This window comes from Sphingomonas sp. FUKUSWIS1 (assembly GCF_000733135.1).
Lineage (GTDB): Bacteria > Pseudomonadota > Alphaproteobacteria > Sphingomonadales > Sphingomonadaceae > Sphingomonas > Sphingomonas aerolata.
Genome location: NZ_JPJC01000091.1, coordinates 9,238 through 21,921, shown reverse-complemented (window position 1 = coordinate 21,921; position 12,684 = coordinate 9,238). Strand labels below are relative to the sequence as shown.

Sequence of the window (12,684 nt, the reverse complement as noted above, 5' to 3'; positions counted from 1 at the left end):
GATCACGGCTCTCGCCCATCGCCGCCTCGATGTCCGAGCCGTTGATCGGCTTGCCGTCGAGCGTCCCCATGCCCTTGCCGTAGGACGACGACATCTTCGTCGTCAGCATCGACAGTTCGTCCGATGCGCCCGGCCGCGTCGGGGCGGGCAGCGTCAGCCCCCCGCGGAGCAGGTCGAGCTTGCGCTTGGTGTCGACCGACAGGCCCGGAACATTGGCGTATTTGGCCGCGCCCAGCGCATATTTCACGCCGAGATCGGTCATCTCCGCGCCCGACTTCGCCGCCAGCGCATCGGTATCGTCGGTGATGTAGGTCGCGTTCACCCACGCCACGCGCGAGGCGTCGACCGACTTGGCGGCAAATATCTTTTCCGCCTCGGCGACGAACGCATCTGCCTGCGCAGCGGTCGGGCTGGACGCGGCAGCGGTGGCCTGAGCACCGGCCACCGACGGCGCGGCGCACAGCGCGCCGGCGAGAGCAAACATCGAAACGCTGAACCGAACCATCATCATCCCCTTATCGTGAGGCCCTGATGGATGATCCGCCGCCGGATGGTCAACCCGCCAGCCATGCCCTCTCCCGTCATCCTGACGAAAGTCAGGACCGAGGGTTACGGGGGGCGGCGCTGCTTGGCTGCGGGTCCTGACGTTCGTCAGGATGACCGGGGGCTATTCAGCAAGAAAGTCCGCAATCGCCTGGCCAAGCTCGAACTTCACCACCGCGCTCATATGTCCGCCCGGCGTCGCGACATAGCGGCCATGCGGCAGGACCGCGGCGAGATCCGGTGCCGACCCGTTATCCTCATCCTCCGCACCGCACACCACCAGCGCCGGCTGCTCGATCGCCCTGACCGCCTCGATCGGTGTATCCGCAAAGGTCTCGAGGATCCCGAGCAATGCGACCGGATCGCCGCCCGTGGTCTTCAGGAACGCCTCGGCGAGCCACTCGGGCGTGCCCTGAACATGCTTGCCCAGATTGGTGAGGATATTGCGGAAATGCCCCGCGCGCCGCGACGTCTCGGTCAGTCCGGCGAGGCCCATCCCGGAAAAGACCACGCGCCTCGGCGTCGCGCCCGTGGCGAGCATCCGCGACGTCGTCCGCGCGCCCAGCGAATAGCCGCCAAGATCATAATCGGTCAGCCCGAGATGATCGACCAGCGCATGGCCGTCGAGCGTCAGCGCATCCGCGGGGTAGAATTCCAGCCCATGCGGCTTGCCGCTCTCGCCGTGCGCGCGCAGGTCGGGCATGATCACGCGGAACCCCTTGGCCGCGATCTTGGCGGCATGGCCATAGCGGATCCAGTTGGTCTTCGCGTCGGAGAAATAGCCGTGGATCAGCACCACCGGTCGCCCCTCGCCGACCTCGCGCCACGCGATCCGCGTGCCGTCGAAGCTCTCGAAATACTGCGTCTCGGTCGGGGAATATGCCACTGATCCAGATCCCTATAATCGTAGGATGTCGTCGCCCCCGTCCGACACACGACACCGTGCTGTCAACCGCCACGAAGAGACGCGCTCCGAGGAGTATCCGCGACCCACCGCTACGTCATCCTGACGAAAGTCAGGATCCAGAGCCACGGATGCGGCGCTTGGTATCCTGGATCCTGACTTTCGTCAGGATGACGAGCGCCCATCGTTATGGCCCCGCCGCACGACGCCATCACAAAAAGGGGTAGTGTGACACGCAAACTCCTTTAGCTAAGGGACAAGGATCGCGTCGGACGATTCACCGAGGATGCGCGAAGGGCCCGACCAAGGACCCGCAATGCCGCCATCTGCCGACGCCACCTTCCCCTCAGCCACCCTTCCCCTGGGACGGCCGCACAGTATCGCGGAGGATTTCTACGCGCTCGTCATCGGCTGCATCCTGCTGGTGATCGGGCTGGTCTTCCTGAAGGCGGCAGGGCTCGTCACCGGCGGGATCGCCGGGATCGCGCTGCTGCTGTCCTATCTGGTGCCCTTGCCGACCGGCGTGCTGTTCACGCTGATCAACCTGCCCTTCTTCCTGTTCGCGCATTACGCGATGGGCCGCCGTTTCGCGATCAAGACGATGCTGGTGAATGCCGGGATCGCCGCCTTCTCGACCTTCGCGGGCGGATCGATGCACGTCGACCAGATGCACCCGTTCTTCGCCGCGATCGTCGGCGGCACGGTGATCGGGCTCGGCATCCTCGTCCTCGCGCGACATCAGGCCGGGGTCGGCGGCACCGGGGTCGTGACGCTGTGGCTGCAGCGCACGCGCGGCTGGAATGCGGGCCGCACGCAGATCGCGCTCGACGTGGTAATCCTAGCCGCCGCGATCCCTGTCGTCAGCGCGGGTCAGTTCGGCTGGTCGGTCTTAAGCGCAGCCGCGATCAGCCTTATCCTGATCGCTTGGCACCGCCCGGGACGGTATATTGGGCACTGATCGCAGCCATAAGACGATCCAGCGAAGCAGGATCGCATAGGGCAAGATCGGCCGACGGCGCACTCAGCGCCGGTCGACGACACGGGCTTTGCCCGTGTCCGCCCACGCAGGATGACGCCCGCGATACGTCATCCCGCGCTCGACGTCGGATAAGCGGAAGAAGGCTCCCCCTCCCGCTCCCCCGCCTACGCGTCCTTCTTCAGATGCCGACGACCCAGGAGCTCGGCGATCTGCACCGCGTTCAGCGCCGCACCCTTGCGCAGATTGTCCGACACGCACCACAGGTTGATGCCGTTCTCGACGGTCGAATCTTCGCGCACGCGGCTGATGAAGGTCGCGAACTCGCCGACGCATTCGATCGGCGTGATATAGCCGCCATCCTCGCGCTTATCGATCAGCATGACCCCGGGCGCCTCGCGCAGGATGTTCTGCGCCTCCTCGGCCGAGATCTCGTTCTCGAACTCGATGTTGATCGCTTCCGAATGGCCGACGAACACCGGCACGCGGACGCAGGTCGCGGTGACCTTGATCTTCGGGTCGAGGATCTTCTTGGTTTCGACCACCATCTTCCACTCTTCCTTGGTCGACCCGTCGTCGAGGAAGCTGTCGATGTGCGGGATCACGTTGAACGCGATCTGCTTGGTGAACTTCTTGGCCTCGGCCGGGTCGCCGACGAAGATGTTGCGGCTCTGCTCGAACAGCTCGTCCATGCCCTGCTTGCCCGCGCCCGACACCGACTGATAGGTCGCGACGACGACGCGCTTGATCTTGGCCGCGTCATGCAGCGGCTTGAGCGCGACGACCATCTGCGCGGTCGAGCAGTTCGGGTTGGCGATGATGTTGCGGACCTTGTAGCCGTCGATCGCGTCCGCATTCACTTCGGGCACGATCAGCGGCACGTCCGGATCCATCCGGTACAGCGACGAATTGTCGATCACGGTGCAGCCCGCCGCGGCGAACTTCGGCGCATAGACCGCGGTCGCCTCCGACCCGATCGCGAACAGCGCCATGTCCCAGCCGGTGGGGTCGAAATTCTCGATATTCTGGCATTTGATCTGCTTGCCGGTGTCACCGAAATCGACCATCTCGCCCTGGCTGCGCGACGATGCGACGCAGGCGATCTCGTCCGCCGGAAATTCACGCTCCGCCAGGATGTTGAGCATTTCGCGCCCGACATTGCCGGTCGCCCCTGCAACCACGATCCGATAACCCATTATGTCGTCCCTTGATGCCGCCGCGAAACGATCGCGACATTGCTGATTTTCATTCGGGCGCGTCCGTATACGTCTCCGACGCACCCTGCCAGATAACTTTATTTCGTCGCAGGCAAGCTCGTCCCTTCGCCGGTAACCGGTTTGTCCTTCACCGTCCGGTCGAGGAAGTTGAGGATCGTCCCCCAGACATGCTCGCTGATCCCCGGCCCCGCAACGCGGTGCGTATAGCCCGGGTAGAACATCATCTCGAACGGTGTCGCGGTCGCCTGCATCTTGGCCGCGACCTTGGTCGAATTGTCGAGGAACACGTTATCGTCCGCCATGCCGTGGATCAGCAGCAGCGGATCCTTGATCAGCGCCGCATCCTCGACCGCGGCCGACGTCGCATAGCTCGCCGGATCGGTCTTGGGATCGCCCAGATAGCGCTCGGTATAATGCGTGTCGTAGAGCTGCCAGTCGGTGACCGGCGCGCCCGACACTGCGGCAGCATAGACCCCCGGCGTCTTCTCCAGCATCTTCAGCGACATGTACCCGCCATAGGACCAGCCATAGGTCGCGATCTTGCTCGGCTCGACGAACGGCAGCGTCTTCAGATACTCCGCCCCGGCCAGCTGGTCCTCGACCTCGACCGTGCCCATCGCATGATAGATCGCGTCCTCGAACTTCTTGCCGCGGTTGTACGAGCCGCGATTGTCGATCTGGAAGAAGATCCAGCCCTGATCGACCAGATATTGCGGCAGCGGCCCCTGCCAGCCGCGCGTGACCTGCTGGCCGGTGCCCGGGCCGCCATAATGCTGGAAGAAGACGGGATATTTCTTGCCCGGCTCGATCGGCGGGGTGATCATCTCGTAATAGAGCGTCGTGCCGTCCTTGGCCTTCAGCGTGCCGAACTTGGTCTGCTGATGGCTGGCGGCATAGGGATGATAGGGATGCCCCTCCTTCACCGCATTCTCGTTGATCCACGAAATCCGCTTGCCGGTCGCATCCGCCAGATAGACCTGGGTCGGCTGTGACGGGTTCGAGCGCGAGACGATGAACCGCGTGCCGGCACCGTCCATCGACGCGCTGTTCCACCAGCCGCTCTCGGTCAGCTTGGTGATCGCGTTCGGCTTGGCGATATCGACCGAATAGAGCTGCTGCTCCAGCACGTCGTCCTTGTTGCCCGTGAAGAACAACCGCCCCTTGGCCTGGTCGACGCCGACCAGCCCGGTCACGACCCAATCGCCCTTGGTCAGCTGCGTCCAGCGGCCTGCCGCGAACCGGTAGAGATGGCCATAGCCGCTGCGCTCCGACCGCCAGATCAGGCTGCCGTCCTTCAGCACGCGGTAGGCGTCCGACAGGTTCAGCCAGCTCTTCACCCCCGACTTCTCCGTGAACAGGATCGTCGACTTGCCCGTTGCCGGGTCGACGCGCAGCATCTCGAGCAGCTTCTGGTCGCGGCTCTGGCGCTGGACGAGCAACATCGTCCCGTCGGGCGTCCAGTCGACCCGCGCCAGATAGATGTCGGGATTGGTGCCCAGATCGACCTTCACCTGGCCCGACCCGTCGGGCTTCATCACGTACAGGTCGACCAGTGCGTTGGGCGTGCCCGCGGCGGGATAGCGCTGATCATAGACCTTGGTCCCCGTCGCGCCGATCGAGGCACGCGTGAAGATGCGCACCGGCGCCTCGTCGAACCGCTCGACCGCGACATAGCGCTCGTCGGGCGACCACCAATAGCCCGTGCGGCGATCCATTTCCTCCTGCGCGACGAACTCCGCCTCGCCGAAATGGACGGTGCCGCCCCCGCCCTTGGTGACCGCGCGCGCCTCGCCACCCGCCAGCGGCTGAACGACGAGATTCTGGTCGCGGACATAGGACACGAACCCGCCCTTGGGGCTGATCACGGGGTTCAGCTGGCCACCCGGTGTATCAGTCAGCCGCCGGACCTTGCCGTCGAGCGTCGCGATGTACAGGTCGCCGTCGAGCGGCACGAGGATCGACTTGCCATCGGGCGCCCAGTCATAGGCGACGATGCCCTTCGACCCGGCGATCCGCGCGCGCTCGCGCTGCATCTTCTCGGCTTCGCTCAGCTCGGCGCCGCTGCCGACGCTCTTCGAATCGACGAGCATCCGCTCCTGGCCCGTGGCGGTATCGACCGCCCACAGGTCGAACCGCTCCTTCTCGTCCGCCCGGTTGCGCAGCGAGGTCAACAGCGCACCGTCGGGCGACAGCCGTACCGCGCGCGGCTGCGGGCCCGACAGGTCGGGATTGCCGAACACCCGCGCCAGCGTCAGATCGCCGGCCGGGGCTGCAGCTGCCACGGGAGCCGCTGCCGGGTCGCTCGGCGTGGTAACGCCGTCGGCGCCGCCTGCCGTTTGCGCGGACGCGCCGTCAGCAGCCATCGCGGCGGTTCCGACCGAAGCAAGTGCAAGCCCAAGCAACCATGTACGCATCCTATAGTCTCCGATGGACGGGCTCCAGCGCGGTGCCGGTGCCGCGCGCGTTATCGCGGCGCGTCCCGCCCCCGTAAAGCCGTAAACCCTGCATGATGCACTCGGCCGCGGCCAAGGCGTCACGCCCAGGCCGACCGGACTCGCCGGCGGATGGTTAGCGGGCGGTTAACGTCATGTGCACGCCGTCTTTACAGGTCGTGTGCAAGGACCTGTGGCCGGACGTCCGCACGCATATGGCGCGCGGGCATCCCAGACATGACCGGGGACTAATGGCTTCGACGACGGCATCCATTGACGAAACACGGCCCGGCGCCTGGGACGTCGTCGCGCGCCTTGGCGCCGTCGACGGTGCTGTCGCGCACCCTCACGCGACGCGGCTCATCCAATCCGCCCCCGCCCAGCGCAACCTGTCGGATGCGGTGCACGCGTTCTGCGACGTCTATGGACGGCACCCCGGGATGATCGACGACGCCTTGCTGCGTAGCGCACAGTTGGGTTCGCTGCCCTGGCTCGAAACCGCAGCGACCGGGTTCGCGATCGAACGCGGCTATCTCGCCCAGTTGACCGCCGCCGTGGGGCCGTTGCCCTCGACACCGGGTCAGGCGGCGACCGAGGCCGCCCTCGCCGGCGTGCGCAACGCACTGGAGATCCTGTCCGGTTCGGAGCGCGCCGGTTGCGCGACGGGGGCGGTGGCCGCGCTGCTCCACGACTGGGCGGTGACGCGCGACGTTCTCGACCTTGCCGCGACCCGGTTCGGCATCGTCGCGCCGCCGCGCGCGCTCCCGCCCGCTGACGTCAGCGCCAAGGCGCTGGCAACGCTGGGTGCGACGCCCGGTGCGCGGCGTGCCATCACCTTCGGCGCGCAGCAGCTCTACGCCCAGCATCGCGGCCTCTGGTCGCTGCTCGAAGCCCGCGCCAGCGCGCGCGGCGATCTCTGACCGGATTGCACACGCAGCCTAGGCCAGTGTCGTAGCAACTCCCCGGGCAACTTTTGAAAACAACGTCTTGAACTGCGCCTCGGTCGGCGTGCCGCCGCGCGTGTAGACGCTGATGATAATCGGCGTGTCGGGATCGCGCCACAACACCCCCACGTCGCCGGCCGCGTCCCTGCCGTTGTTCCCCGTCTTGTTGCCGATCACCCACCCCTGCGGCAGACCGGCCCGCAACCGCGCGGCGCCGGTCCGGCATTGCCGGAGCCACAGCATGAGCAGCGCGCGTGACGAGGGCGACAATACCGGACCACGCGTCAGCCGTCCGATCGTCGCCGCCATCGCCCTCGGCGTCGTTGTGTTGCGCAACCCACCCGGCGGCGCACGGTTCAGGAACGGCTCGATATCGTCCAGCCGACTGACATCGTCGCCCAGACGTCGCCAATAGGCCGTCAACGCGGCGGGCCCGCCAACTTGCCTCAACAGGATATTGGCGCAGCTATTGTCGCTTTGCTCGACGGCTGCCTGACACATCTCGCCGAGCGACATCTCGCCCCGCGCCAGATTCTGCCGGGCGACGGGCGCGTGCCAGTCCTGCAGGTCGGCAGGAACGAGCGCGATCCTGTCCGCAAGCCGGGCCCGGCCGCGATCGACCCGGTTGAGCACGCACGCGGCGAGCGAGGCCTTGAACGTGCTGCACATGACGAACCGCTCATCGGCACGCCAGGCGATCGCCCTCCCCGTCGTCAGGTTACGCGCGTAGATCCCGACATGGCCGCCGCTCGCGGCCTCGTAGGCCGCGACGCCGGGCGGAGGAGCCTCGCTGCGTGCGAAGGCCGGACGCGTAACGAGCGTTGCGGAAACGCCTGACAGGAGAGCCCGCCTGTTCAGCATGATGATCGTGATGCCTCCTCCAGCCGCGTCGTTTCGCCGCGCGGACGCTCGGTACACCGTCCAGGCCTTGCAACGAAACCCGATCGCTGTCGGTGTCGCCATCGTCCGGGTTGCGTCGGATGCCCAACAGCTTCTATCCGTACCGGGAATTCGATTCTGACGGGAATGGGCATGAAGCGCTTCGAAGGTACGCAGAGCTATGTCGCAACCGACGACCTCAAGGTCGCGGTGAATGCCGCGGTGACGTTACGCCGCCCGCTGCTCATCAAGGGTGAACCCGGCACCGGCAAGACCGTGCTCGCCTATGAGATCGCCAAGGCGCTCGGCGCGCCATTGATCGAATGGAACATCAAGTCGACGACCAAGGCGCAGCAGGGGCTGTACGAATATGACGCCGTCGCCCGCCTGCGCGACGGCCAGCTCGGCGACGAACGCGTCCACGACATCAGCAATTATATCCGCAAGGGCAAGCTCTGGGAGGCGTTCACCCAGCCGGCACCGCCCGTACTGCTGATCGACGAGATCGACAAGGCGGATATCGAGTTCCCCAACGACCTGTTGCAGGAACTCGATCGGATGGAATTCCACGTCTACGAGACCAAGGAGACCGTCCGCGCGGTCGAGCGTCCGATCGTCATCATCACCAGCAACAACGAGAAGGAACTGCCCGACGCGTTCCTGCGGCGCTGCTTCTTCCACTATATCAAGTTTCCCGACCGCGACACGATGCAGGCGATCGTCGACGTCCATTTCCCCGGGATCCAGCGCATGCTCGTCTCGCGCGCGATGGACCTGTTCTACGACGTCCGCGACGTCCCCGGGCTCAAGAAAAAGCCCTCGACCTCCGAGCTGCTCGACTGGCTCAAGCTGCTGCTGCACGAGGATATGCCGCTCGAGACGCTGCAGAACCGCGATCCGACCAAGGCGATCCCGCCGCTGCACGGCGCACTGCTCAAGAACGAACAGGACGTGATGCTGTTCGAACGCCTCGCCTTCATGGCGAAGCGGCAGAAGAACCAGGGGTAGCTTCGGGAGCGACGAGACAGCCGCGGCCGGAACGGTCCGCCTGAGCGACGCTGAAAACGCGGCTTTAATCAGTTGCGCGCTATTGCTCCGGGTGTGCGTCACCACCTGCCCCTCCCCGCGGCATACGCGTTGCTTGCGATCCTGGGCGTCGCGGTCTGGATCCGGATCCTATCGGCCCATGGCGGGCTGTGGGTCGACGAGGCGTGGTCTGCGGTGCTGGTGGCGAATGTGGACACACCCTTGGACGTGTTCACCTCGATCAACCACGATAATAATCACCATCTGAACAGCCTGTGGATGCAGGCGGTTGGCTATGCCACGCCGCCGCTGGCCCTGCGCGCGCTGTCGATCGTCACCGGTGCCGCCACGGTGCTGGTCGTCGCCGCGATCGGTGCGCGGCGCTCCACGGCGCATGCGCTGGTCGGCGCGGCGCTATTCGCGCTGTCGCCGATCCTGGTCAATTATGGCAGCGAAGCGCGCGGCTATGCGCCGATGCTGCTGTGCGCCTTGGGTGCGATCCTGGTCGCCGCACGCTGGCTCGACGCCCCCGCCCCTGCGCCCCGCCATCCGCCGGGGCTGCTCGCGCTGCTGACCATTCTCGGACTCCTGTCGCAGTTGACGATGCTGTTCTTCGTGGTTGCGATTGCCGCCTGGGTCGCGCTGACGCTGCGCCAAAGGTTTTCCACCGGGACGGCCGCCGCGATGACCGCGCGGCTGATGCTGCCGAGCGTCGTTGCGGTCATGCTCGTCTTCACGCTGGTCTTCGGCGCCGCGGCCGCAAGCCCCGGCGGCATGCAGGTCGGCGACTATGTGCCCTTCTCGTTCGCCAGCCTGGTCGATGCGCTGCAGGTCATGCTGGCGACGACGCTCGGCGCATCCGCCTTGCCCCGTTGGTGGATCGCGGTGCTCGCGCTCACACTATGCGTCGCCGCAATGGTCGCCGTCGCGCATCGACGCCCCATGGCGTGGCTGGCAATGCTCGCAATTGCCGGGCTGCCGATCGCCCTCGCCACGCTTCACATCGCCAACACAGGAATGCCGCGCTACTTCCTGCTATCCAGCGTCGCGGTCCTGTTGCTCCTGACTGACCTGATCGCCACCGCGCTGACGAAAGGCCCCCGGTCAAAGATATTGGCCGCGCTCGCCCTCACTCTCCTCGCGATCGGCATGAACCACGACATCGCGCAGGACATTAAGCGACGACGCGGCGATATCGATGCCGCCATCGCCGATATGCGCATCGAAGCGCCGGGCGGCGCGCGCGTTCAGGTCGATCACCTCCAGCCGGTTGCCCCGCTTCGGGTCGCCGCGGCGACGGCGCGCTATCCGCTCGCGCTGACAAGCGACTGCCGGCGTGCGCAATTCGTCTTTGTCGATCTCGACGACGGCGGCGCGGCGGCGGCCACGACGCGACGCTGCGGACGCGTCTATACGCTTCGGACCATGCGCCGCCGGGGCATGCTGTCGGGAACCGACTGGGCGCTTTACGGACTACCCCGCGCGCGCAACGCCTTGTCGACTAATCCATATTGAGGCTGGCGCATCGTCATGCCATTAACCAAAGGCGGCAACATGGCGGTCATGGGACGGCCTTTAGGATCACGGGATGAATCGCTTCAGTCGCGCCCTTCTCTCCGCTGTCCTCACGATCGGCGCGGGGTCCGCTGCACAGGCATCGCTGCTCGACTATGTCGGGCAGTGCGTTCCGTTTGCGCGGGCGGCCTCGGGGATCGAGATCTATGGCGATGCCTGGACATGGTGGCGTCAGGCCGATGGCCGCTACGAGCGCACGCATCGGCCGAAGACGGGCTCGGTCATCGTTTTTGCGAAGACGGCCCGCCTGCCGATGGGGCATGTCGCGGTCATCAGCCGCGTCGTCGAGAAGCGCGTCGTGATGCTGACCCATGCCAATTGGTCGCGCCAGAACGGCGAACGCGGTCATGCCGAACAGGACGTCACGCTGTTCGACGTCTCGCCAGCCAATGACTGGAGCCGCGTGAAGGTCTGGTACAAGGATGTCGACGGCCTCGGCGGCGGCATCTACCCCGTCTACGGCTTCATCCACGGCGACGTGCGACCCGCGGCTGAACTGACCAGTCGCAATCCCGATTATGTCGGCGCGCTGATCGACGCATACGTCCCGGGCAGCTGACCGCGCATACCCGATCCTCGACTCGCCCCTCGACTTCGCGGGGCTGGAGAGGCAGGATAGGGCGATGTTTCTCAATTTTCTCGACGAGCTGCGTAGCGCGGGCATCCCGGCCAGCCTCAAGGAGCATCTGCTCCTGCTCGAGGCGCTCGACGCCGAGGTGATCGAGCGCACATCCGAGGAATTCTATTACCTCTCCCGCGCGGTCTATGTGAAGGACGAGGGGCTGCTCGACCGCTTCGACCAGGTCTTCGCCAAGGTCTTCCGCGGGCTCGCCACAAGCTATGGCACGACGCCGACCGACATCCCCGAGGATTGGCTGAAGGCGGTCGCCGAGAAATTTCTCACCCCCGACGAGATGGCCGCGATCCAGTCACTGGGCTCGTGGGACGAGATCATGGAGACGCTCAAGAAGCGGCTCGAGGAACAGCAGGGACGCCATCAGGGCGGCAACAAATGGGTCGGTACCGGCGGCACCTCCCCGTACGGCAATGGCGGCTACAACCCCGAAGGCGTGCGCATTGGCGGCGAGAGCCGGCACAAGCGCGCGCTCAAGGTCTGGGACCAGCGCGAGTTCCGCAATCTCGACAACACCCGCGAACTCGGCACGCGCAACATCAAGATCGCGCTGCGACGCCTGCGCCGGTTCGCGCGCGACGGGGCCGCGGACGAACTCGACATCGACGGCACGATCGCCGGTACCGCACGTCAGGGCTATCTCGACATCGTCATGCGCGCCGAACGCCGCAATGCGATCAAGATGCTGCTGTTCCTCGATGTCGGGGGATCGATGGATCCCTTCGTCAAGCTTTGCGAAGAACTCTTCTCGGCCGCGACCACCGAGTTCAAAAATCTCGAATTCTATTATTTCCACAATTGCCCCTACGAGGGCGTGTGGAAGGACAACGCGCGCCGCTTCGCCGAGCGTACGCCCTTGTGGGACGTGCTCCACAAGTTCGGCCATGATTACAAACTCGTGCTGGTCGGTGACGCATCGATGAGCCCGTACGAGATCACCCATCCCGGCGGCTCGGTCGAGCATTTCAACGAGGAGCCGGGCGCGGTGTGGATGCAGCGCCTGACGACCACCTATCCGTCTGCGGCATGGCTCAACCCCGTGCCCGAGGCGCAATGGGGCTATTCGCAATCGGTCCGCATCATGCGCGAACTGATGACCGACCGCATGTACCCGCTGACACTCGCCGGTCTCGACGACGCGATGCGTGAACTGACCCGCAAGCGCTAAGGCCCCGCCTGCGCGATCCCGTAACGGAACCGTCATGGACCCGGTCGGTTTAGCGTGCATCATCCCTGTGCGAGGAATAGCTTATGTCGTCGATCCCGAATTCCGCCATGCCCCATGCCAAGGTCAAGCATGACGACGACGCCGCGCCGGCCCCCGCCGCGAAGGGCGACTGGATGGACGATGCGACGGACGCGGCAAAGGCCGGCATCGCCACCGCCACCGACGCGGTGAAGTCGCACCCGAAGACCGCGATCGCGGTCGGCGCCACGCTGGTCGCCGGCATTGCCGCCGCGATTGCCGCACCTGCGCTCCGCGCAAAGGACGCACCGGAAAAGAAGACCCCGCCAAAGCCCGCGCCCAAGAAGCCCGGCAAGCCGAAAAAGGCT

General features: G+C 65.7%; 12 protein-coding genes. 7 read left to right on the top strand and 5 right to left on the bottom strand.

Annotation, left to right across the window (positions count from 1 at the left end):
• Both sphsw_RS20310 and sphsw_RS06490 read right to left on the bottom strand, forming a co-directional pair.
• The coding region (locus sphsw_RS20310) for a M2 family metallopeptidase (protein WP_042466686.1) at nt 1–505 on the bottom strand (505 nt) is incomplete at its 3' end.
• A gap of 162 nt (nt 506–667) precedes the next feature.
• Nucleotides 668–1,429: an alpha/beta fold hydrolase gene (locus sphsw_RS06490; RefSeq protein WP_031439892.1), complete on the bottom strand. Its 762-nt coding sequence runs from the start codon at nt 1,427–1,429 to the stop codon at nt 668–670.
• Between the two features lie 334 nt (nt 1,430–1,763).
• Between sphsw_RS06490 and sphsw_RS06485 the strand changes: the two genes are divergently transcribed.
• Nucleotides 1,764–2,405 (top strand): YitT family protein, encoded by a 642-nt coding sequence (locus sphsw_RS06485; RefSeq protein WP_031439891.1) that lies wholly within the window; start codon nt 1,764–1,766, stop codon nt 2,403–2,405.
• Nucleotides 2,406–2,590: 185 nt separating this feature from the next.
• Here sphsw_RS06485 and sphsw_RS06480 read toward each other — a convergent pair whose 3' ends face one another.
• Nucleotides 2,591–3,619 carry an aspartate-semialdehyde dehydrogenase gene (locus sphsw_RS06480; protein WP_031439890.1) on the bottom strand — a complete coding sequence of 343 codons (1,029 nt, stop codon included), beginning with the start codon at nt 3,617–3,619 and terminating at the stop codon, nt 2,591–2,593.
• 98 nt (nt 3,620–3,717) lie between these two features.
• A complete protein-coding gene (locus tag sphsw_RS06475; RefSeq protein WP_081874183.1) occupies nt 3,718–6,054 on the bottom strand; it encodes a S9 family peptidase in 2,337 nt (778 codons plus the stop codon).
• Nucleotides 6,055–6,227: 173 nt separating this feature from the next.
• On the opposite strand from sphsw_RS06475, the gene sphsw_RS20875 reads away from it, so the two are divergent.
• Complete coding sequence (locus sphsw_RS20875; protein WP_443024375.1) at nt 6,228–6,992, top strand: DUF6975 family protein; 765 nt, start codon at nt 6,228–6,230, stop codon at nt 6,990–6,992.
• A gap of 18 nt (nt 6,993–7,010) precedes the next feature.
• On the opposite strand, the gene bla is transcribed toward sphsw_RS20875, so the two are convergent.
• A complete protein-coding gene (gene bla, locus sphsw_RS06460; RefSeq protein WP_152555416.1) occupies nt 7,011–7,877 on the bottom strand; it encodes a class A beta-lactamase in 867 nt (288 codons plus the stop codon).
• Nucleotides 7,878–8,048: 171 nt separating this feature from the next.
• Here bla and sphsw_RS06455 point away from each other — a divergent pair, with 171 nt between their 5' ends.
• The 5 genes from sphsw_RS06455 to sphsw_RS19695 form a co-directional block, all read left to right on the top strand.
• The gene (locus sphsw_RS06455) at nt 8,049–8,903 is read left to right on the top strand and encodes an AAA family ATPase (RefSeq protein WP_031439886.1); all 855 of its coding nucleotides are present in this window, start codon (nt 8,049–8,051) and stop codon (nt 8,901–8,903) included.
• Between the two features lie 129 nt (nt 8,904–9,032).
• Nucleotides 9,033–10,436, top strand: coding sequence for a hypothetical protein (locus sphsw_RS06450; protein WP_031439885.1), 1,404 nt, complete (start codon nt 9,033–9,035; stop codon nt 10,434–10,436).
• Between the two features lie 73 nt (nt 10,437–10,509).
• Nucleotides 10,510–11,055 (top strand): CHAP domain-containing protein, encoded by a 546-nt coding sequence (locus sphsw_RS06445; RefSeq protein WP_031439884.1) that lies wholly within the window; start codon nt 10,510–10,512, stop codon nt 11,053–11,055.
• Nucleotides 11,056–11,119: 64 nt separating this feature from the next.
• Complete coding sequence (locus tag sphsw_RS06440) at nt 11,120–12,298, top strand: vWA domain-containing protein (RefSeq protein WP_031439883.1); 1,179 nt, start codon at nt 11,120–11,122, stop codon at nt 12,296–12,298.
• A gap of 83 nt (nt 12,299–12,381) precedes the next feature.
• Nucleotides 12,382–12,684: hypothetical protein (locus tag sphsw_RS19695; RefSeq protein WP_031439882.1), on the top strand; the 303-nt coding region annotated here is incomplete at its 3' end.

Bases quoted from the DNA above. Each gene is read 5' to 3' on its own strand.
- sphsw_RS06485 (WP_031439891.1), top strand. From the start codon at position 1,764: ATGCCGCCATCTGCCGACGCCACCTTCCCCTCAGCCACCCTTCCCCTG.
- sphsw_RS06480 (WP_031439890.1), bottom strand. From the start codon at position 3,619: ATGGGTTATCGGATCGTGGTTGCAGGGGCGACCGGCAATGTCGGGCGC.
- sphsw_RS06475 (WP_081874183.1), bottom strand. From the start codon at position 6,054: ATGCGTACATGGTTGCTTGGGCTTGCACTTGCTTCGGTCGGAACCGCC.
- sphsw_RS20875 (WP_443024375.1), top strand. From the start codon at position 6,228: ATGTGCACGCCGTCTTTACAGGTCGTGTGCAAGGACCTGTGGCCGGAC.
- bla (WP_152555416.1), bottom strand. From the start codon at position 7,877: ATGCTGAACAGGCGGGCTCTCCTGTCAGGCGTTTCCGCAACGCTCGTT.
- sphsw_RS06455 (WP_031439886.1), top strand. From the start codon at position 8,049: ATGAAGCGCTTCGAAGGTACGCAGAGCTATGTCGCAACCGACGACCTC.
- sphsw_RS06445 (WP_031439884.1), top strand. From the start codon at position 10,510: ATGAATCGCTTCAGTCGCGCCCTTCTCTCCGCTGTCCTCACGATCGGC.
- sphsw_RS06440 (WP_031439883.1), top strand. From the start codon at position 11,120: ATGTTTCTCAATTTTCTCGACGAGCTGCGTAGCGCGGGCATCCCGGCC.